The sequence below is a fragment of the Mycobacterium genavense ATCC 51234 genome (genome assembly GCF_000526915.1).
Lineage (GTDB): Bacteria > Actinomycetota > Actinomycetes > Mycobacteriales > Mycobacteriaceae > Mycobacterium > Mycobacterium genavense.
Genome location: NZ_JAGZ01000005.1, coordinates 252,365 through 272,590 on the forward strand (window position 1 = coordinate 252,365; position 20,226 = coordinate 272,590).

General features: G+C 67.2%; 15 protein-coding genes and 3 pseudogenes. 10 read left to right on the plus strand and 8 right to left on the minus strand.

Annotated elements, in window-relative coordinates:
- Positions 1–2 precede the first annotated feature (2 nt).
- The 3 genes and pseudogenes from T428_RS0113820 to T428_RS0113830 form a co-directional block, all read right to left on the minus strand.
- Entirely contained in the window at positions 3–1,193 is a 1,191-nt protein-coding gene (locus T428_RS0113820; RefSeq protein ID WP_036467993.1) for a serine hydrolase domain-containing protein, read from the minus strand.
- Positions 1,193–2,340, minus strand: a pseudogene (locus T428_RS28025) (acyl-CoA dehydrogenase family protein). The gene T428_RS0113820 and the pseudogene T428_RS28025 overlap by 1 nt, the downstream one beginning before the upstream one ends.
- Before the next feature lie 10 nt (positions 2,341–2,350).
- Complete coding sequence (locus T428_RS0113830; protein WP_025736949.1) at positions 2,351–3,535, minus strand: acyl-CoA dehydrogenase; 1,185 nt, start codon at positions 3,533–3,535, stop codon at positions 2,351–2,353.
- Positions 3,536–3,602: 67 nt separating this feature from the next.
- Here T428_RS0113830 and T428_RS32010 point away from each other — a divergent pair.
- From T428_RS32010 to T428_RS0113855, 6 genes and pseudogenes are all read left to right on the plus strand, one after another.
- Positions 3,603–3,963 (plus strand): annotated as a pseudogene (locus tag T428_RS32010) (DUF3054 domain-containing protein).
- Positions 3,963–4,904 (plus strand): SAM-dependent methyltransferase, encoded by a 942-nt coding sequence (locus tag T428_RS0113835; protein WP_025736950.1) that lies wholly within the window; start codon positions 3,963–3,965, stop codon positions 4,902–4,904. The pseudogene T428_RS32010 and the gene T428_RS0113835 overlap by 1 nt, the downstream one beginning before the upstream one ends.
- 20 nt (positions 4,905–4,924) lie before the next feature.
- Complete coding sequence (locus T428_RS0113840) at positions 4,925–5,410, plus strand: GNAT family N-acetyltransferase (protein ID WP_036468048.1); 486 nt, start codon at positions 4,925–4,927, stop codon at positions 5,408–5,410.
- Entirely contained in the window at positions 5,407–6,504 is a 1,098-nt protein-coding gene (locus tag T428_RS0113845) for an LLM class flavin-dependent oxidoreductase (RefSeq protein ID WP_025736952.1), read from the plus strand. The genes T428_RS0113840 and T428_RS0113845 overlap by 4 nt, the downstream gene beginning before the upstream one ends.
- Positions 6,501–7,619 carry an LLM class flavin-dependent oxidoreductase gene (locus T428_RS0113850; protein WP_025736953.1) on the plus strand — a complete coding sequence of 373 codons (1,119 nt, stop codon included), beginning with the start codon at positions 6,501–6,503 and terminating at the stop codon, positions 7,617–7,619. The genes T428_RS0113845 and T428_RS0113850 overlap by 4 nt, the downstream gene beginning before the upstream one ends.
- Positions 7,616–8,971 carry an NtaA/DmoA family FMN-dependent monooxygenase gene (locus T428_RS0113855; protein ID WP_025736954.1) on the plus strand — a complete coding sequence of 452 codons (1,356 nt, stop codon included), beginning with the start codon at positions 7,616–7,618 and terminating at the stop codon, positions 8,969–8,971. The genes T428_RS0113850 and T428_RS0113855 overlap by 4 nt, the downstream gene beginning before the upstream one ends.
- Here T428_RS0113855 and T428_RS28030 read toward each other — a convergent pair.
- Both T428_RS28030 and T428_RS0113865 read right to left on the minus strand, forming a co-directional pair.
- Positions 8,946–9,281, minus strand: a pseudogene (locus T428_RS28030) (YnfA family protein). The gene T428_RS0113855 and the pseudogene T428_RS28030 overlap by 26 nt on opposite strands.
- The gene (locus T428_RS0113865; RefSeq protein WP_025736955.1) at positions 9,278–10,030 is read right to left on the minus strand and encodes an MBL fold metallo-hydrolase; all 753 of its coding nucleotides are present in this window, start codon (positions 10,028–10,030) and stop codon (positions 9,278–9,280) included. Before T428_RS0113865 ends, T428_RS28030 begins: the two are co-directional and overlap by 4 nt.
- Before the next feature lie 84 nt (positions 10,031–10,114).
- On the opposite strand from T428_RS0113865, the gene fgd reads away from it, so the two are divergent.
- From fgd to T428_RS0113885, 4 genes are all read left to right on the plus strand, one after another.
- Positions 10,115–11,125 (plus strand): glucose-6-phosphate dehydrogenase (coenzyme-F420), encoded by a 1,011-nt coding sequence (gene fgd / locus T428_RS0113870; RefSeq protein ID WP_025736956.1) that lies wholly within the window; start codon positions 10,115–10,117, stop codon positions 11,123–11,125.
- Positions 11,118–13,208 (plus strand): phosphate acetyltransferase, encoded by a 2,091-nt coding sequence (gene pta, locus T428_RS0113875; RefSeq protein WP_025736957.1) that lies wholly within the window; start codon positions 11,118–11,120, stop codon positions 13,206–13,208. The genes fgd and pta overlap by 8 nt, the downstream gene beginning before the upstream one ends.
- Entirely contained in the window at positions 13,201–14,352 is a 1,152-nt protein-coding gene (locus tag T428_RS0113880) for an acetate kinase (protein ID WP_025736958.1), read from the plus strand. Before pta ends, T428_RS0113880 begins: the two co-directional genes overlap by 8 nt.
- A 203-nt stretch (positions 14,353–14,555) precedes the next feature.
- Positions 14,556–15,419 (plus strand): hypothetical protein, encoded by an 864-nt coding sequence (locus T428_RS0113885; RefSeq protein WP_025736959.1) that lies wholly within the window; start codon positions 14,556–14,558, stop codon positions 15,417–15,419.
- A gap of 161 nt (positions 15,420–15,580) precedes the next feature.
- Here T428_RS0113885 and T428_RS0113890 read toward each other — a convergent pair whose 3' ends face one another.
- From T428_RS0113890 to glnX, 3 genes are read right to left on the minus strand one after another with little or no spacing between them, the layout of a single operon-like run.
- Positions 15,581–17,848, minus strand: a complete 2,268-nt coding sequence (locus tag T428_RS0113890; protein WP_025736960.1) for a serine/threonine-protein kinase PknG — start codon at positions 17,846–17,848, stop codon at positions 15,581–15,583.
- The gene (locus T428_RS0113895; protein WP_025736961.1) at positions 17,848–18,825 is read right to left on the minus strand and encodes a glutamate ABC transporter substrate-binding protein; all 978 of its coding nucleotides are present in this window, start codon (positions 18,823–18,825) and stop codon (positions 17,848–17,850) included. Before T428_RS0113895 ends, T428_RS0113890 begins: the two co-directional genes overlap by 1 nt.
- On the minus strand, positions 18,825–20,144 hold the full coding sequence (glnX, locus tag T428_RS0113900; protein ID WP_025736962.1) for a protein kinase G-activating protein GlnX: 1,320 nt from the start codon (positions 20,142–20,144) through the stop codon (positions 18,825–18,827). Before glnX ends, T428_RS0113895 begins: the two co-directional genes overlap by 1 nt.
- Positions 20,145–20,226 lie beyond the last annotated feature (82 nt).

The following is a 20,226-nucleotide window of genomic DNA, read 5'->3' on the forward strand; positions in this document are numbered from 1 at the left end:
CCTCATCTCGCCGGCGGCATCGGTGGAGTGGCGTTCGGAGCCATCACCGCGCCGATCTTGCGGAACAGTATGTCGGCCTGATTACTGTAGTTGCCCTGGTCGTCGAAGGCCTCCAGGGCGTAGGTGACCGCGACGGCGATCGCGATCTTCTGCGCCGGCAGGTAGGCCTCGACACCCGCGCACCCGGAGAACAACGGATTCTGCATCAGCCAGTCGCCGGAGATGATGATGCCCAGCCCGTAGGTGTAGCCCTCGTTCTGCTCGAAGCAGGTCGGGCAGCCCGGCTGGGCGTGGGTCTTCTCGCGCAGCGCGGTCGACACCATCTTGCGGTACGAGTCGCCCGAGAGCAACTTGCCGGAGCCGATCCCGACGGCGGTGGCTTCCATGTCGCCGTGGGTAATGGTCCAGGACGGATTCCAGTACGTGGACTCCTCGTAAAACGGTGTTCCCGCAGGGATTTTGAGTGCCTGGCGCCGCTCGGAGGTGAACGTGTGCAGGACCGGCCAGGTATCGGCGTTCGCGGTGTGCTTCAAGTCGAGTGGCCCCAGCACCTCGTTGGCCAGCAGCGTCGGCATGTCCTGGCCGGTGGCCTTCTCCAGCGCCAGCCCCAGCAGCACGTAATTCGTGTGCGCGTAATTCCAGTTGGTCCCCGGCTCGTAGAGCAGTCGGCGCCCAGAGATCTGGGCGAGTAGGTCTTGAGTTGTCCACTGCTGGAACGGGTTTGCAGAGGATTCAGTGGCGAACTGCTTGTTGCCGAGGACGTAGTCGGGGTAGCCCGACGTCATCTGCGCCAGCTGCCCCAACGTGACGCGCCCGGCGTTGGGGAAGTCGGGCAGCCATTTCGACAACCGGTCATCCAGGCTCAGCTTCTTCTGGTCGACCAGCTTCAGCAGCAACGTCGCCACATAGGAGATCGCGACCGCGCCGTTGCGGAAGTGCATGTCGGTGGTGGCCTGCACCCCGGTCATCGAGTCGCCGACGGCCCGGGTGAGGACCTCCTTGCCGGCCACCGTGACGCACACGATCGCGGCCTTCAGGTGCGCCTGCGTCATGAAGTTGTGCACCACCCGCAGCACGGCATCGGCCTTGGCCTGGTCGGCAGAGGCCGCCTGCGTGGGCGCCGGTGACGGCGTCGATCCGCAACCGGTCACGATCAGGCACGCGACGACCAGACACGCGACCCGGCGCAACATCAGATCCCCAGATCCTTGGCGATGATCGTCTTCATGATCTCGTTGGTGCCGCCGTAGATCGTTCGGGTGCGGGCATCGACGAAGGCGCGCGACACGCTGTATTCCCGCATGTAGCCGTATCCGCCGTGCAGCTGCAGGCAGCGGTCGGCGGTGCGGACCTGCAGGTCGGTGGTCCACCACTTCAGCCGGGCCGCCCGCGCCGCGGTGAGCTCGCCGACCAGATGCTCGGCGAGGCAGTCGTCGAGATAGGTGCGGGCGATGTCGAGCTCGGTAGCCAGTTCGGCGAGGACGAATTGGCTGTGCTGAAAACTGGCGACCGGCGCCCCGAATGCCTTGCGGGCGCGGACATACTCGAGAGTCTCGGCCAGCACGGCTTCGGCGGCGGCCACCGCCCCCACTGCCAGCGCGAGCCGTTCCTGCGGCAGATTTCCGACCAGCTGATAAAAGCCGCTACCCTCCTCGCCGAGCAGATTCTCCACCGGAACCCGCATGTCGGTGAAGGTGAGCTCGCTGGTGTCCTGGGCGTGCAAACCGATCTTTTCCAGGTTGCGACCACGCTCGAATCCCGGGGTGTCGGCCTCGACCACCAGCGGCGACAGGCCCTTGTGCCGGTCCGGCGAAGTGCGCACCGCGACGACGAACAGGTTCCCGCTTTGTCCATTGGAGATGAATGTCTTGGCGCCGTTGACGACGTAGTGGTCACCGTCACGCACCGCGGCGGTGCGGATGCCGGCCAGGCCGCTTCCGGTGCCGGGCTCGGTCATCGCGATCGCGAGCACCGTCTCGCCGGTCACCACGCCGGGCAGCCAGCGCCGCTGCTGTTCGGTGTGGTCAGATCGGTGAGGTAGGGCAGCACGATGTCGTTTTGCAGCGTGAACGAGATCGCCTCGGCGGCCGCTCCGGCCCGCTGCAGTTCGTCGATCACGATCGCGTTGTAGTGAAAGTCGTCCACGCCTGCGCCGCCGAACTGTTCGGGCACCGAAAAGCCCCGCAGCCCAAGCTTTCCGGCTTCGGTGAACACCGAGCGGTCCCACTGCCCGCTGCGTTCCCAGGTCTCGTGTGCGGGGACGACGGTCTGCTGGACGAAATCGCGTACCAGTTCCCGGAACTGGTGATGTTCGGGGGTGTATTCCAGTCGGGTGGCCATCGAAACTCCTTCAGCGGAACGCGTCGCTACCGGTGAAGGCCTGGCCCAGCACCAACTGATGCATCTCGGGAGTGCCCTCGTAGGTCAGCACCGACTCCAGGTTGACCATGTGCCGGATGACGGGGAATTCCAGCGATATTCCGTTCCCGCCCAATATAGTTCGAGCGGTCCGGCAGATCTTGAGCGCCTCGCGGGTGCTGTTCAGCTTGCCGAAGCTGACCTGCTCGGGGCGCAGCCCGACGCTGTCCTTGAGCCGGCCCAGGTGCAGCGAGAGCAGCTGTCCCTTGTGCAGTTCGACGGCCATGTCGACGAGTTTGGCCTGGGTCAGCTGGAATCCCGCGATCGGCCGGCCGAACTGGGTGCGCTGGGTGGCGTATTCGAGCGCGGCCTGCCACGCCGTGCGCGCCGCGCCCATCGATCCCCAGATGATGCCGTAACGCGCCTCGGACAAACACGACAGCGGCCCGCGCAGCCCCTGGGCGTGGGGCAGCATCGCGTCGGCGGGCAGCCGCACGTCGTCGAGCACCAGCTCGCTGGTGATCGAGGCGCGCAGCGACAGCTTGTGGTGAATTGTGTTGGCGGCGAAGCCCGCGGCGCGGGTCGGCACGATGAACCCGCGGATCCCGTCGTCGGTGTCGGCCCACACCACCGCGACGTCGGCGACCGAGCCGTTGGTGATCCACATCTTGCGGCCGTTGAGCACCCAGTCCGAACCATCCCGTCGCGCATGGGTTTTCATCGCCGCCGGATCGGATCCGACGTCGGGTTCGGTGAGCCCGAAGCAGCCGAGCAGCTCACCGGCGGCCATGCCGGGCAGCCACTGCTGCTTTTGCTCCTCGGAGCCGAAGTTCCAGATCGCGAACATCGCCAGCGATCCCTGCACCGAGACCATCGACCGCACCCCGGAGTCGGCGGCCTCCAGCTCGGTACACGCCAGGCCGTAGTGCACCGACGAGGACCCGCCGCACCCATAGCCCTCCAAGTGCATGCGGAGCAGCCCGAGCTCGCCGAACTGCTTGCCCAGTTGGCGCACCGGCACGTCGCCGATCTCGAACCACTCGGCGACGTAGGGGATGACGTGCTCGGCGCAGAATTTCCGGACCGTGTCGCGCACCGCGATCTCGTCGTTGGACAGCGACGCGTCGAGGCCAAGCGGGTTGTCGCGATTGAACGCGGGAGGTTTGTGTGTGCTCATGGGAGCCAGCCTGCCACCGCGCCCATCGCCAAGAACAGCGTCCGGCCCAGCCCGGTAGTCTCGCTCTATGCAGCGGCTGGGTTGGCTCGGCGTCGACGTGGTGTGCGTCTTGGTGTTCTGTGCCGTGGGACGCCGCAGTCACGACGAAGGCCTCAACCTCACCGGCATCGCGACGACGGCCTGGCCGTTTCTGACCGGGACCGTGATCGGGTGGCTGGTGAGCCGCGCCTGGCAGCGGCCCACCGCCGTGGCGCCCACCGGCGTGGTGATCTGGCTGTGCACCGTGGTGATCGGCATGGTGTTGCGCAAGGCCACCTCCGCGGGCGTGGCCGCGAGTTTTGTCGTGGTCGGTGACGGTGACCGCGCTGTTGTTGCTCGGTTGGCGAGCGGCCGCCGGACTAGCGTTGCGGCGCTGCTCCGGCGTCTGATGGCACGGGCCGACGACGACACGTGGGGTCCCGACAGCGGCGTCGGAATGACCGCGACGTTCGGCGCGGTCGCGCGGGCGCTCGCGACCGGTAAGGGCCTGGTCAGCGATCCATTCGCCGAGCCGTTGGTGCGCGCCGCGGGCGTGCCGTACTTCACCCGGATGGTCGACGACGAGCGGTACACCGACGGCGGCGACAACGCGATCGTGACCGGGCTCGTCACGCTGCTCGGGGCGCACACCCGGTTCCTGGACGGATTCCTCGCCGACGCCGCACGGGCGGGCATTCGGCAAGTCGTGATCCTCGGCTCCGGCCTGGACACCCGGCCGTATCGGCTGTGGTGGCCGCCCGGAACCACGGTGTACGAGATCGATCAGCCCGACGTCATCGACTTCAAGACCGCGGTGCTGCGTCATCTAGGCGCCGAGCTGACCGCGCACCGCCGGGCGCTCGGGGTCGATCTGCGCCGCGACTGGTTGTCGGCGCTGCACCGGTCGGGGTTTGCTGCCGACGAGCCGACGGTGTGGATCGCCGAGACGCTGTTGACCGGGTTCCTGCCCCCCGACGGCCAGACCCGGCTGCTCGCCGATGTCTCGGCGGTCAGCGCGCCGGGCAGCCGGTTCGCCGGCGATCACATGCCGACCTGGGCCGCATTCCAGCTGGAGGCCGCCCAGACGTTCGTCGACACTTGGCGGCAATTCGGTCTCGACGTCGATCTGGCCGGACTGACCTACCCGGGCGAATATCGCGTCGTCCCGCAGTATCTTGCCGAGCACGGCTGGCAACCGGTCGAGCGAAACGTCGCCGATTTGTTCAGTGCGATCGGAATGAGCAGCCGCTGGCGCGGCACCCCCGCTGACGACGCGATTACGCCCCGCTATGTCACCGCACCGCGCGCAACCGGGCCCGGGGTGACACCGGGTCGGAATGCATCCGCCTGATAGGCGTTAGAGGTGAGGTGATGTCCAAGACTCGGCTCCGGTTCGTCCCCGCCGCGCTGGACGACGCGCTGGCGCAGCCGTTGCTGGCCGAGTTGGCCACCGAGTACGCGCAGCGCTACGACAGCACGGCGCCGACGGTGTTGGCGTGGCTCAAGGACAACCCCACCGACGAGTTCGCGCCACCGGACGGGGGCATGTTGATCGGCTTACTGGATGACCGCCCGGTGACCGGTGGCGGGTTTCGCCGCTTCGACGCCGAGACGGCCGAGCTGAAGAGAATTTGGACCGACAGCGGACATCGCCGCCGCGGCTACGCGATGGCACTGCTGGCCGAGCTGGAAGGCGAGATCGCGGTGCGCGGCTACCGCAGGGTCTACCTGATGACCGGCAACCGGCAGCCCGAGGCCGAGGAGTTGTACCGGGCCGCCGGCTACACCCGGCTGGACGAACCGCTGCCGTCCGAAGGTCCCGTCTTTCCGATCGCCTTCGAGAAGTGGCTCACATGACCGACCCGCTGCATCTGGCCGTCGCGCTGGACGGATACGGCTGGGACCCGCAGGCGTGGCGGCCCACCCTGGCGGCCGACCCGGACACGCCGTCGCCGCTCAGCGGCCGCTACTGGGCCGACCTGGCGGTCACCGCCGAACACGGGCTGTTCGACTTCCTGACCATCGACGACACCCTGATGCCGCAGCCCGGGCGCCGCGAGCGGATCGATCCGCGACGGCTGGCCGGTCGCGGCGACGCCGCCCTGGTGGCGGCGCGCATCGCACCCGCGACGCGGCACATCGGGCTGGTTCCGGTGGCGACGGTGACCCACACCGAGCCGTTCCACATCTCCAAATCCATTGCCACGCTTGACTACGTCTCACACGGCCGGGCGGGCTGGCAGCCTCGCGTCACCTCGACCGCGCACGAGGCGGCGTTGTTCGGGTGCCGCGAGGCAACATCGGACGGGTTGTTCGAGGAGGCCGCCGATTGCGTCGAGGTGGTGCGCCGGCTCTGGGACAGCTGGGAGGACGACGCGATCATCCGCGACGTGGCCACCGGGCGCTACGTCGACATCGACAAGCTGCATTACATCGACTTCACCGGCAAATTCTTCTCCGTCAAGGGCCCGTCGATCACGCCTCGCCCGCCGCAGGGTCAACCGGTGGTGGCGGTGCTGGCCCACCAGCGGCCGATCTACGAATTCGCCGCTGCCAGTGCCGATCTCGTGTTCATCACGCCTCACGACGAGGGGTCGCTGCGCGGCATCCTGGACGAGGTGGCCGCCGCCGGGGGCGAGCGGCTGAAGGTGTACGCCGACGTGGTGGTCTCGTTCGGGGGTGCCGGCGATCCCCGCTCCGATGCGCTCAACTTCACCGGAGCCGCAACCGAATTGGTGGACCTACTGCTGGAATGGCAGCGCCTCGGGGTGGCCGGGGCGCGGCTGCGCCCCGGCGTCAATGCCACCGACCTGCCGGTGATCGTGGACCAGGTGGTTCCGCTGTTGCAGCGGGCCGGCCGCTTCCGGGAGGCCTACCGGGACGGCGAAACGCTGCGGGCCCGGCTCGGTCTGCCGGTCGCGCCCAACCGATACGCGGCGGTTTCGCGATGAACGTCGCGCTCTCAATTCTCGACCTCTCGCCGATCAGCGCGGGTAGCGATCCGGCGACGGCGTTGCGCAACACCATCGAACTGGCCCAGCGTGCCGAGGACTGGGGCTTTCGCCGTTACTGGGTGGCCGAGCATCACTTCGTCGGCGTCGCCAGTGCCGCGCCGGCGGTGTTGATCGGCCAAATCGCGGCTGCTACCAACAGAATTCGGGTTGGTGCCGCGGCCGTGCAACTGGGCTATACCACCGCCGTCGCGGTCGTCGAGAGTTTCGGCATGCTGGAGGCTTTCTATCCCGGGCGCATCGATCTGGGGATCGGCCGGTCCGGGCAGCGCCGCTTGGAAAGCCAGAAGCCAAAAAAACCGAAAGAGCCGCGGCCGCCGCGGGTGTGGCACGAGGTGGACGGCGTCGTCGTTCCGACCCCCTTCGACCTGCGCGGGCTGCTCGATCTCGAGCAGCTGCAGGCGACGATGGGCATCCTGCAGCAGCCCGAGGCGGTATCCCCGGACTTCGCCGAACAGGTTGACGACATTCTCGCCCTGCTCGACGGTACGTATCACGTTGGCAAGTTCGACGTGCGCGCCGTGCCCGGCGAGCGAAGTGGATTGCGGCCGTGGATCTTCGGCAGCACCCGGGGGCAAAGCGCACGGGTCGCCGGCGCCTTGGGGTTACCCTTCGTGGCCAGCTACCACATCACGCCGGCCACCGCGCTCGAGGCCATCGAGGCCTACCGTGACGCGTTCGTGCCGTCGGCCGCGTTGGCGAAGCCGTATGTGGTGGTGTCGGCCGACATCGTCGTTGCCGACGACTCCGAGACCGCCCGTCACCTGGCCGACGGCTACGGCCATTGGGTGTACTCGATCCGGAGCGGCGTGGGTGCCATGCCCTATCCCGAGCCGGGCAGCTGCCCACCGCTGACCGACCAGCAATACGACCTGGTAAAGGACAGGTTGGCAACGCAGTTCGTCGGTAACCCGGACGAGGTTGCGCAGCGACTGCAGGCGCTGCAGCGGGTGGCCGGCGCCGACGAACTCGTGATCACCTCGGTGACGCACCGGTTCGAGGACAGGTTGCGGTCGCACGAGCTGATCGCCAAACGCTGGGGTCTGACGGAATGAATATCAGAAACGGCAAGCACCGCAAGCCGATTCATTTGGCCGCGCACTTCCCGGGTGTCAACAACACCACGGTGTGGACAGATCCCAGCGCGGGCAGCCAGATCGAGTTCGACTCGTTCACCCATCTTGCCCGTACCGCCGAGCGGGGGCTGTTCGACTTTTTCTTCCTGGCCGAGGGGCTGCGGCTGCGTGAACACCGCGGCCGGATCTACGATCTCGACGTCGTCGGACGGCCGGACACCTTCACGGTGCTGGCGGCCCTGGCGGGCGTCACCAACCGGATCGGGCTGACCGGGACCATCAACACGACGTTCAACGAACCATTCGAGGTGGCAAGACAATTCGCCACCCTCGACCACCTGTCCGGCGGTCGCGCCGGCTGGAACATCGTCACCTCGTCGGATGCGTTCACCGGCGCCAACTTCCGTCGCGGCGGCTTTTTGAAGCACGCCGACCGGTACCGGCGGGCCGAGGAATTCCTCATGACCGCACGGCAATTCTGGGACAGCTGGCAAGACGGCGCCGTACTGGCCGACGTCGAGGGCGGCACCTACGTCGACCTCGACCGGATCCGCAGCATCGAACACCAGGGGTCGCACTTCAACGTCCGCGGGTTCGCCACGCTGCCGGTCGGGCCGCAAGGCCATCCGATCCTGCTGCAGGCCGGCGACTCCAACGAGGGCCGGGCGTTCGGCGCCCGGTACGCCGACGCGTTGTTCACCTTGCACGGTTCGCTTGAGGACGGTCAGCGCTACTACGCCGACGTCAAGGGTCGGGCCAAGGCGTCGGGCCGAGAGCCCGATCAGCTCAAGGTGTTTCCCGCTGCGACCTTCGTTCTCGGAGACACCGACGCCGAAGCCCAGGACAAGGCGCGTCACATCCGCTATCAGCAGGTCAGCGGTGCCACAGCGATCGCGATGCTCGAACAGGTTTGGGGCCGTGAGCTTTCCGAGTACGATCCGGACGGTCCACTGCCCGAATTCGACCCGGTCGTCGACAGCGACATCACCCAGGGCCGGGTCCGCCACGTCGACCCGGTCGCGGTGGCCGGCAAGTGGCGAGAACGCGCCGAAGCGGAGAAGCTGTCGATCCGTGAGCTGATCATCGCGGTCACCACCCGGGAGCAATTCGTCGGCACCGCATCACGGATCGCCGACGAGATCGACAGATACATCCAGGCCGACGCGTGCGACGGCTTCATCCTGGTGCCGCATCTGACGCCGCACGGTCTCGACGAATTCGTCGACCGGGTGGTGCCGCTACTGCAGGAGCGTGGCGCGTTCCGCACCGAATACACCGGGGAGACGCTGCGAGATCATTTGGGGCTCAGCGAGTTCGCAGCGCATACATGATGACGGCCACGCCCAGCAGGCAGATCAACGCGCCGATGATATCCCAGCGATCGGGGCGAAACCCGTCAAAGCCCACGCCCCACAACAGCGAGCCGGCAGCGAAGACGCCGCCATACGCGGCCAGGATGCGACCGAAGTGGGCGTCCGGCTGCAAGGTGGCGACAAAGCCGTAGGCGCCCAGCGCCACGACGCCCTAGCCCACCCACATCCAGCCGCGGTGTTCGCGGATGCCCTGCCACACCAACCAGGCCCCGCCGATCTCGAACAGCGCCGCCAAGGCGAACAACGCGATCGACTTGGCGATCGTCACAGCGCGCCCGCTTTTCGCAGTGCGGCATCGGTCGCCTCGCGGATCGAGCCGCGCCAGAGCGGGCCATGCCCCGGGGCCAGGACTTCGGTCTCCAACAAAGCCAGCGCCGAAAGGGTTCTGATGCAGTCTTGCTGGCTGTAACTGAAGATCGCCGGCAGCAGCTGTGGCCCGTCGTGCCGGATCAACGGGTGCCCGGTGATCAGCGCGTCGCCGCTGGCCAGCACACCGTCGACCAAATAGGAGCAGTGGCCGTTCGTGTGGCCGGGGCTGAAAACGGGCCGCGGGTGGCCGGGCAGCGACGCGGCGATCTCGGGCCTCAGCGGCTGGGTGGTCGGAATCCCGTCGCGGATCAGGCCGCCGCTGCGCACCACGTGGGCCGTCCACACCGCCCACGTCGGACGCCAGATGCGCAGCGCAAGGTCGACGATCGAGACCTGTTCTAAGTACTCGCGCTTGGCGTGGCCGACCTCGTCGGCATGGCAGTAGACGGGAGTGCCGTGGGCGCCGGCGAACCAGATCGCCGAGCCGAGATGGTCGATGTGGGCGTGTGTCAGCAGGATCGCGCGCACGTCGCCGACGCCGTACCCCAGCGCCTCGAGGGAGGCCAGCACGGCTTCGCGGTCCCCCGGATAGCCGGCGTCGATCAGCAGCACCCCGGTGTCGTCGGCGACCAGCGTCCAGTTGACGGCCTCCCCCTGGACCAGGTGCACGGTGTCGGTGACTTGAACAAGCGTTGGCGCTGGTGCCATGCCGAACACTGTAGGAGCGATCGCAAGCGCGGCGAAGCCGGGCGCGGCGGGTCGCGACCAGACAATTAGGAGTAGAAATAACGGGTGGCCGAACTGAAACTTGGATACAAAGCGTCTGCTGAACAATTCGCACCGCGCGAGCTCGTCGAGCTGGCTGTCGCCGCCGAGGCACACGGCATGGACAGCGCCACCGTCAGTGATCATTTTCAGCCGTGGCGGCACAAGGGCGGGCACGCCCCGTTTTCGCTGGCCTGGATGACCGCGGTCGGGGAGCGGACCGAGCGCCTGGTGCTGGGCACATCGGTGCTCACCTCGACCTTCCGGTACAACCCCGCCGTCATCGCGCAGGCCTTCGCCACGATGGGCTGCCTGTACCCGAACCGCATCTTCCTCGGCGTGGGCACCGGCGAGGCGCTGAACGAGCTCGCCACCGGATACGAGGGCGAGTGGCCGGAGTTCAAGGAGCGCTACGCGCGGCTGCGCGAGTCGGTACGGCTGATGCGCGAGCTGTGGCTCGGCGACCGCGTCGACTTCGAGGGCGAGTACTACACGACCAAGGGCGCCTCGATCTACGACGTGCCCGAGGGCGGTATCCCGATCTACATCGCCGCGGGGGGACCGCAGGTGGCCAAGTACGCCGGGCGCGCCGGCGATGGGTTCATCTGCACCTCCGGCAAGGGCGAAGAGCTCTACAAGGACAAGCTGATCCCCGCAATGCGCGAGGGCGCCGAAGCCGCCGGTAAGAACGCCGACGACATCGACCGGATGATCGAGATCAAAATCTCCTACGACACCGACCCCGAACTGGCCCGGGAGAACACCCGGTTCTGGGCGCCGCTGTCGCTGACCGCCGAGCAGAAGCACAGCATCGACGACCCGATCGAGATGGAAAAGGCCGCCGACGCGCTGCCGATCGAGCAGATCACCAAGCGCTGGATCGTGGCATCGGATCCCGACGAGGCCGTCGAAAAGGTCGGTCACTACGTCGAGTGGGGTCTCAACCACCTGGTGTTCCACGCGCCCGGCCACGACCAGCGCCGCTTCCTGGAGCTGTTCGAAAAAGACCTGGCGCCCAGGCTGCGGCGACTTGGCTGATACCGCTCGTCCTGCCTCGGGGATCTACATCGCGGCGCCCGAGCCGGAAACCGGCAAGTCGACGATCGCGCTGGGGCTACTCAACCGACTGACGGCGACGGCCGCCAAAGTCGGTGTCTTCCGGCCGATTACGCGGCTTGACGGCGAAGAGCGCGACTACATCCTGGAGTTGCTGCTGACCCGGACCACCGCGGGCCTGCCCTACGAGCAGTGCGTGGGTGTCACCTATCAGGACCTCCACGCCGATACCGACGCCGCGATCGCCAGCATCGTCGACGCGTATCACGCGATGGCGCAATCCTGCGACGCGGTGGTGACTGTCGGCAGCGACTACACCGATGTCACGACGCCCGCCGAACTCTCGGTCAACGCCCGCATCGCGGTCAATCTCGGTGCGCCGGTGCTGCTGGCGGTGCGAGCCAAGAATCGCACCCCCGATCAGGTCGCCGCGGTCGTCGAGGTGTGTCTGGCCGAGCTGGCCGTGCAGCGCGCGCACACCGCGGCGGTGGTCGCCAACCGGTGCGATCCGGCCGAAGTGGGTGCGGTTGCCGAAGCGCTGCATATGTTTACGCCACCGGGTTATGTGCTGCCCGACGAGCCGCTGCTGCTGGCGCCGACGGTGGCCGAACTGCAGACGGCCGTGCACGGGACGCTGGTCAGCGGCGACGTCGAACTGGTTCGCCGCGAGGCGATGGGCGTGCTGGTCGCGGGCATGACCGCGGACCATGTGCTGGAACGGTTGCGCGACGGCATGGCCGTGATCACCCCCGGCGACCGCTCCGACGTCGTGCTGGCCGTCGCGAGTGCACATGCGGCCGAAGGGTTTCCGGCACTGTGCTGCCTGATCCTTAACGGCGGCTTCGACCTGCATCCGTCCATCTCCGCGCTGGTGTCCGGCCTGCGACTGCGGCTTCCGATCATCGCCACCACGCTGGGCACCTACGACACGGCCAGCCTGGTCGCCGCGGCCCGGGGGCGGCTCACGGCCGACTCGCATCGCAAGATCGACACCGCGGTCGAGCTGGTGAACAGCCACATGGACGTCGCGGATCTGATTGCGCAGCTTGCCATTCCGATCCCCACGATTACAACCCCGCAGATGTTCACCCATCGGCTCATGCGGCAGGCCCGCGCCGACCGCAGGCACATCGTCCTTCCCGAAGGCAACGACGACCGTATTCTCCAGGCCGCCGGCCGGGTGCTGAAACGTGGTATCGCCCATCTGACGATCCTGGGTGACGAAGGCCAAATCCGGTTACGCTCCGCAGAACTCGGCGTCGACCTGCACGAAGCCACAATTATCGATCCGCACAACGAAGAGCTATGCGACCAATTCGCCAAGCAGTACGCCGAGTTGCGCAAGGCGAAGGGAATCACCGTCGAGCAGGCTCACGAGATCATGCACGACGTCTCGTATTTCGGCACCATGCTGGTGTACAACCGCATGGTGGACGGCATGGTGTCCGGTGCGGTTCACACGACCGCGCACACGGTCCGTCCGGCGTTCGAGATCATCAGGACGGTGCCGGATGTCTCGACGGTGTCCAGCATCTTCCTGATGTGCCTGCCCGATCGGGTGCTGGCCTACGGCGACTGCGCGATCGTCCCGGACCCCACGCCCGAACAGCTGGCCGACATCGCGATCAGCTCGGCGCGTACCGCCGCGCAGTTCGGCATCGAACCGAAGGTGGCCATGCTGTCCTATTCCACCGGTGATTCCGGAACCGGCGTCGACGTCGACAAGGTCAGGAAGGCAACGGAATTGGTGCGCGCCCGGGATCCGCAGCTGCTGGTCGAGGGTCCGATCCAATACGACGCCGCGATAGACTCGTCGGTGGCCGCCACCAAGCTGCGCGACTCGCCGGTGGCCGGTCATGCCACCGTGCTGATCTTCCCCGACCTCAACACCGGCAACAACACCTACAAGGCGGTGCAGCGCAGCGCCGGGGCAATCGCGATCGGTCCGGTGCTGCAGGGCTTACGCAAGCCGGTCAATGACCTGTCTCGCGGGGCGCTGGTCGAAGACATCGTCAACACCATCGCGATCACCGCGATCCAAGCCCAGGGCAACGGCGATGGCTGAACACGTTGTGCTGGTCATCAATGCCGGCTCGTCGTCGCTGAAATTCCAGCTGGTGGCGCCCGATTCGGGCACGACGCGGGTGGGCGGGGTGATCGGGGAGATCGGCGAGCCGTCCGGGCGGGCCGCCGATCACGAGGAGGCGCTGCGCCTGGCGTTTCACCAGTTGGCCGAGGACGGTATCGACCTGAAGTCCAGTGGGCTGTTGGCGGTCGGGCACCGCGTCGTGCACGGCGGCCGGGCTTTCTATCGCCCGACACTGCTCGACGACGAGCGGATCGCCGACCTCGAGAAGCTGTCGGAGCTTGCCCCGCTGCACAATCCGCCCGCGGTGCAGGGCATCAAGGTGGCGCGCAAGCTGCTGCCCGACGTCGCGCATATCGCCGTGTTCGACACGGCCTTCTTCCACCACCTGCCCGCCGCGGCCGCGACGTACGCGATGGATCGGGAGCTGGCCGAGCGATATCAGATACGCCGCTACGGATTTCACGGCACGTCACATCGTTACGTGAGCGAGCGGGCCGCCGAATTCCTGGACTGGCCGCTGGCCAGCGTGAATCAAATCGTGCTGCACCTGGGTAACGGCGCGTCGGCCTCGGCGATCGCCGGCGGCCGGCCGGTCGACACGTCGATGGGCCTGACCCCGTTGGAGGGTCTGGTGATGGGCACCCGCAGCGGCGACATCGACCCCGGTGTCATCAGCTACCTGTGGCGCAGCGCGAAGATGGATGTCGCGGCGATCGAGTCGATGCTCAACAACCGGTCCGGGGTCTGGGGTCTGGCCGGTGAGCGTGACTTCCGCCGGCTGCACGCGATGATCGAATCGGGAGACGGCTCAGCGCAATTGGCGTACGACGTGTTCATCCACCGGTTGCGCAAGTACATCGGTGCCTACCTGGCGGTGCTTGGGCGTACCGACGTGCTGACTTTCACGGCGGGCATCGGCGAGCACGACGCGGCGGTGCGCCGTGACGCGGTGGCCGGGCTACAAGGGCTGGGCATCGTGCTCGACGACAGTCGCAATCAGGCCGGAGGAAAAGGCGTGCAACGGATTTCGGCCGACGATTCGCCGATCGCCGTGCTGGTGGTGCCGACCAACGAGGAACTCGCGATCGCCCGCGATTGCGCGGCCCTGCTGGACGACTGACCCGCTACCCGCCGCCCGCCTCGTCAGCCCTGTCACCCGCCGCCTCTCGTCGAGTGTGTGCTGACGGCTTTCAATGTGCGCCCACGGCGGCCTTCGTTCGGCGTGTCGCCACCTGGACGCACACTTAAAACCGCGAACGCACAGTCACCGCCCCTGTGTATGAATGAATATTCAGCCGAGCTGGTTATGCGATGGTTCCCACCATGTGGGATTCGAGTCGGCCATTCATCGGCAGTGAAGCATTGGCGTCTGGCACGTTGAGTCGGCATCAACTGCGGGCCCGCTACCGCGCGGTGCTTCCGAATGTCTACCTGCCGAAAGGCATCGAGCCGTCACTGGAACTGCGTGTCGTCGCGGCGTGGCTTTGGTCAGGGCGCCGAGGAATCGTGGCTGGAGCGGCCGCCGCCGCACTGCATGGCTCCCAATGGATTCCCGATGGCGCGCCTGTTGAGCTGATACATATCAATCCCCGTACACCGCCTGGTGTGCTTACGCGGCGGGATACGTTGCTGGACAATGAGATACAACTGATCGATGGCATCAAGGTGACTACGCCAGAGCGAACGGCCTTCGACATCGGGCGGCGTGGCGCCATTCGCTCAGCGGTTGTTCGACTCGACGCACTGGCACGGGCAACGGGGTTCAAGGTCGATGACGTGCTCCGCGTTGCGAAAAGTCATCCTCACTCGCCTGGACTGCGGCGACTGGAGTCGTCGCTGGAACTCGTCGATGCTGGTGCCCAGTCGCCGCGGGAGAGCTACTTGCGGCTGCTACTGATCGATGCAGGTCTGCCGCGGCCGCAGACCCAGATATCGGTGCTCGGAGTCGACGGTATTCCCGTTGCCTACCTCGACCTTGGCTGGGAGGACTGCATGGTCGCGGTGGAGTACGACGGGGACCACCATCGGACCGATCGACGGCAATACGTGAAAGACATTCGTCGGCGGGAGATGCTTGAGCAGATGGGCTGGATCGTTGTCCGCATCGTGGCCGAGGACCGGCCCGCCGCGATTGTACGTCGTGTCCGCGAAGCTATCGGCGCTTCGGCTGTGCGGCAACGGTTTTGAGTGTGCGCCGACGGCGGGGTTTCGTCGGCGTGTCGCAGCCCTGGGCGCACACGCAAAGCCGTGACGGCACACCGACTGCCCCGCGAGCGCAGCGAGCAACGCAGCATACCGACCGCCCAGCGAACGCAGCACACCCAGCGAGCGACCCGCCAGGCGAGAAATTAGAAGGTGCTGGTGGGGCGGACGCGATTGGCCATGTCGACGAGGGTGTAGCGGTGCCGCTGGGTGGGCGCGACGCGGGCCAGGCTGCGCAACGACGCCTCGACGCCCAGCCGCAGCCCGTGCTGGGTGAACGGGAAGCCGAGGATGTGGTTGGTGCTCGCGGTGTTGGTCTCCAGCCAGTCCATCGCCCCGCCGAGCACCAGCGCGCGGATCTGCAACACCCGAGGCTCGGTCGGTGGTAGCGCCTCGACTCGCCGGGCGGCGTCGCGGATCTGCTCTTCGGTGATCTCACTGGTCGACCGGCCGGACAGCAGGGTCACCGCACTGGTCAGCCGCGCGGTGGTGAAATGCCTTGAGGTGGCGGGCACTTCGTCGAGGGTGCGCACCGCGCCGATTCGATCCCCCTCGGCCGACAGCGATCTCGCCAACCCGAAGGCCGCCGAGATCACGCCGTCGTTGGTGCGCCACACCGTTCGGTAGAACTTGCCCACGTCGTCGTGGCCGGCGAGTTCACCCGTGGCGGCCAGCGCCAGCTTGGGCGCCAGCTCGCCGGGGAAGGTGTCGAGCACCTCGGTGAAATGCTTGATGGCGGAGTCGTAGTCGCCGGTGAGCAGCTCGGCGACGGCCCGGAACCAGACCAGCCGCCAGCGCCAGCCCACCCGCTCGGCCAGGTCGTCGAGCTTGCGCGTCGCCTTGGCCACATCCCCGAGGTCCAGCAGCGCGCGGACCTCCATCAGCGGCAGCTCGACGGACTCCGACACGTCGATGCCCTCGGCGGCCAGTGAGCCGTGCCGCGCCGCGCGCAACGAGTCGAGCGTCTGCACCGGTTGCGAGAGCACCGTCGCCTGCAACACCGGGGCGGCGACGTCGGTCGGATCGACCAACGGCACCGACAGCGCGGTCACGATCTCCCGGGCGGTCAGCTTCTCCGAATGCACCTGCCCGTCCAGATAGACGTCGGTGTGGGCCACCGACAGGTCGACGCCGAAGGTGGATCGGCTCGGGCTGAACAGCGTCGACAACCCGGGCCGCGGCACGCCCGAATCCTGGGCGACGACCTCGCGCAGCACACCCATCAACTGCGCGGAGATCTCCTCGGCCGAGGCGAACCGGCGCCGCGGGTCGGGGTCGATCGCGCGGCGCAGCAGTCGACCGAACGAGTCGTAGGTGGACAGCACCGGGTCGTCTTCGGGCAGGCCGTCCACGTAGCGGCCATTGCGGGTGCGCAGATTCAACGTGAGCGCGGCCAGCGTGCGTCCGACCGTGTAGATGTCGGTGGCGATCGTCGGGCCGGTACGCACGATCTCGGGCGCCTGATAGCCGGGTGTGCCGTAGAGGTAGCCGAACGAGTTGACCCTCGACACCGCGCCCAAATCGATCAGCTTCAGCTGCTCCTCGGTGAGCATGATGTTCTCCGGCTTGAGGTCGTTGTAGACCAGGCCGATCGAATGCAGATAGCTCAGCGCCGGCAGGATTTCCAGCAGATAGGCGATGGCCTCGGCGACCGGCAACCGGGGGTCCTTCTTGCCCCGCTTCAGCGACTGCCCGCCGATGTACTCCATGACGATGTAGCCGACCGGGTCGCCGTGCCGGTCGGTGTGCTCGACGAAGTTGAAGATCTGCACGATCTGCGGGTGCACCACCTCCGCGAGGAACTGCCGCTCGGCCATCGCGATCGCCTGCGCCTCGGCGTCCCCGGAGTGCACCAAGCCCTTGAGCACCACCGGGCGGTCGTTGACGTTGTGGTCGACGGCCAGGTACACCCAACCCAGCCCGCCGTGCGCGATGCAGCCCTTCACCTCGTACTGGCTTGCGACGATGTCGTCCGGATTCAATTGGGGCAGAAACGAATACGGGCTTCCGCAGGACGGACATTTGCCCTCCGACTCGCCCTTGCCTTCGGAGGTGGAGCGCCCCACCGGCTTTCCGCAGTTCCAGCAGAACCGCTTGTGCTCCGGCACCACCGGGTTCGTCATCAGGGCTTCGAGCGGGTCGATGTCGCGGATGCGGGGGATTTCGACCAGCCCACCACCGAGCTGCCGGGTCGGCGGCAGCACCCGGGTCGCGACTATCATCCGGTCTTGCGGTTCGGTATCTACGCCGCCCAGCGTGATGTGCGGCAGGTCGTCGTCATCGTCGTCCCACTCGGGACGAAAGAGGGCCTGGGTCGCATGCGCGCGACCGGTCGTCGCACCGGTCTGTGCGTCCGGTGGCTGGGTGCCGGGGTCCATGTCCTCGGCGTCGGCGTCGTGTTCGGCCTCGGTCATCAGTCCACATACTTCGGTACGGGCGGGGCGGGCGCCGGGCCGAGGACGGTCAACCACTTGCGGTACAAGGTGTTCCAGGTGCCGTCTCGGCGAATGCGTTCCAGCGTGCCGTTGACGAACCGCACCAGTCCGGTGTTGTCCAGGTTGATACCGATGCCGTAGGGCTGGGTCGCCATGTTCGGGCCGACGATGTGCAGATACGGGTCTTCCTCGACCAGCCCGGCCAGGATCGAGTCGTCGGTGGACACGGCGTCGATCTCCCGCTGTTGCATGGCCACCAGGCAATCCGCCCAGTTCACCACCGAGACGACCACCGGGGGCGGGTCGATCTGGCGGATGCGGTGCAACGACGTGGTGCCCCGGGCCACGCAGACGCGCTTGCCGGACAAATCGCCGACCTTGGTGATCGCGGAGTCGCGCGGCGCCAGGATCCGCTGGCTGGCGTCGAGGTAGACGGTGGAGAAGTTCACCTGCTTGCGGCGCTCGCAGGTGATGGTCATCGTCTTGACGACGATGTCGACCTCGGAGTGCTGCAGCGCGGTGATGCGTTCGTCCGAGGACAGGATCCGGTACTCGACGTGGGACGGGGCGCCGAAGATGTCGCGCGCGATCTCACCGGCGATGTCGACGTCGAAGCCGGTGATCTCGCCGGTGATCGGGTCGCGGAAGCTGAACAGGTTGCTGCCGATGTCGAGCCCGACGATCAGCCGGCCGCGGGCCCGGATCGGGGCCACCGCGGCATCGGCCTCGGGCTTGGTGTCGAACGGGCGCAGGCTGGCGGTGGCGTTGCAATCCTGGCCGGCGTCGTCCGGCGGCAGCGGTGATTCGGCCCCCAGTTGCTCCATGCCGACCGGGGTGGGCGGCGGCAACGTCGGCGCGGTGGCGACGGTCAGTGTCTCCGTGTGCCCGCAACCCGCCAGCACGATCGCCGTGCCCAATACGGCGGCAGCCCGGCGGATCCTGGGCGGGCGGCGCATTATCGATACTCCTTCAGCCGCGGCCACAGGCCCAGCGCGACCGCGATCGCGGCACCCAGACTGAGCACCACACCGCCGACCTGGGCGCCGGACAGCCCGCTGCGCGCGTTGATCACGTCGTTGCGCAGATGCGCCCGGCACTGGGTCATCGCCTTGCCCAGCTGATCTTCGAGCTTGTCGAACGCGGGGGTGGAGTCGTCCTCGGCGCTGCCCAGCGCGATCTGAGTGGCGGCGCGATAGTTACCGACCGAGATGTAGGAATTGATGCGGTCGTTGGCCTGCCGCCAGCGCACCAGCAACTGATCGGCACCCTGCAGGTCGGGTTTGTCGACGGCGTCCCGTCGGGCCATGTACTGGTCGATCTGGGAATGCATGAAGTCGATGCGCTGATAGAACGACTGTTTGCGGGCCTGCTCGTCGCCGCGCCGAATCAGCGACAGGGTCTCGTCGGCGCGGGCCTGCTGCGCGGTGATCGCCACGTTGGTCACGGTCTTGAGCGACTCGGCGGCCGTGTCCTTGGCACTACGGCTGGCGGCCGTCGAAATTGTCAGCGCGGTCCCGACCCACACCACCATGACGAGGATGCCGAGCCCGCCCACGACCAGTCCCGGGTTGATTCGGCGCCGGGTGCGCCGGGCCAACCAGCGATGTGAGAACAGGCCGAACACCACCGTGGTGGCAATGACGAGGACCACCGGAGCCGGGAAGTGGGTAGACGCGGTCGTTTCCACATCCACCCGCTCCGAGGTCGCCTGATAGAGCTGCGCCGCGTCGGGCAGGATCGTCGACTGCATCAGACCCGAGGCTTCCGACAAGTACGACGAACCGACCGGGTTGCCCTCCCGGTTGTTGGTCCGCGCTATTTCGATCAGGCCCGTATAGACGGCCAGCTCGGCGTTGATCTTGCCGAGTAGCTGCACCAGCGGTTCATCGGTCAGGCCGCTCGAGGCGCGGGTGACGGCGACCGCCGCGTCGGTGATGGCCTGCTCGTATCGCATCCGCACCGGCCACGGCTCGGCCTGGGCGATGAACGCGGTGGCCGCCGCGGCGTCGGCCACCGACAGCGTGGTGTAGAGCCGCCCGGCCGCGAACGCCAACGGCTCGGTGTGGTTGAGCACGGTCGACAGCACTTGCTGGCGGTGGTTGATCGTCGTCGAGGTGGCGAACGCGCTGGACACCCCGAGCGCCGCCAACACGATGCCGATCGTCAGGATGCGACCGGGGGTCGTCGAGATGAACCACCAACGGGGGTGGGCCGGTTCGCCCGGCGACCGTGACCCCAGCGGTTCGGTCGACGGATGCGCCAGCTCAACCGTCACGTGTTTTCCGACCTCAACTTTCGGTCACTGAACTGCGCTGCTCGTAGGTGTATAAGCGAATTCTAAGAGGATGTCGGGGCCG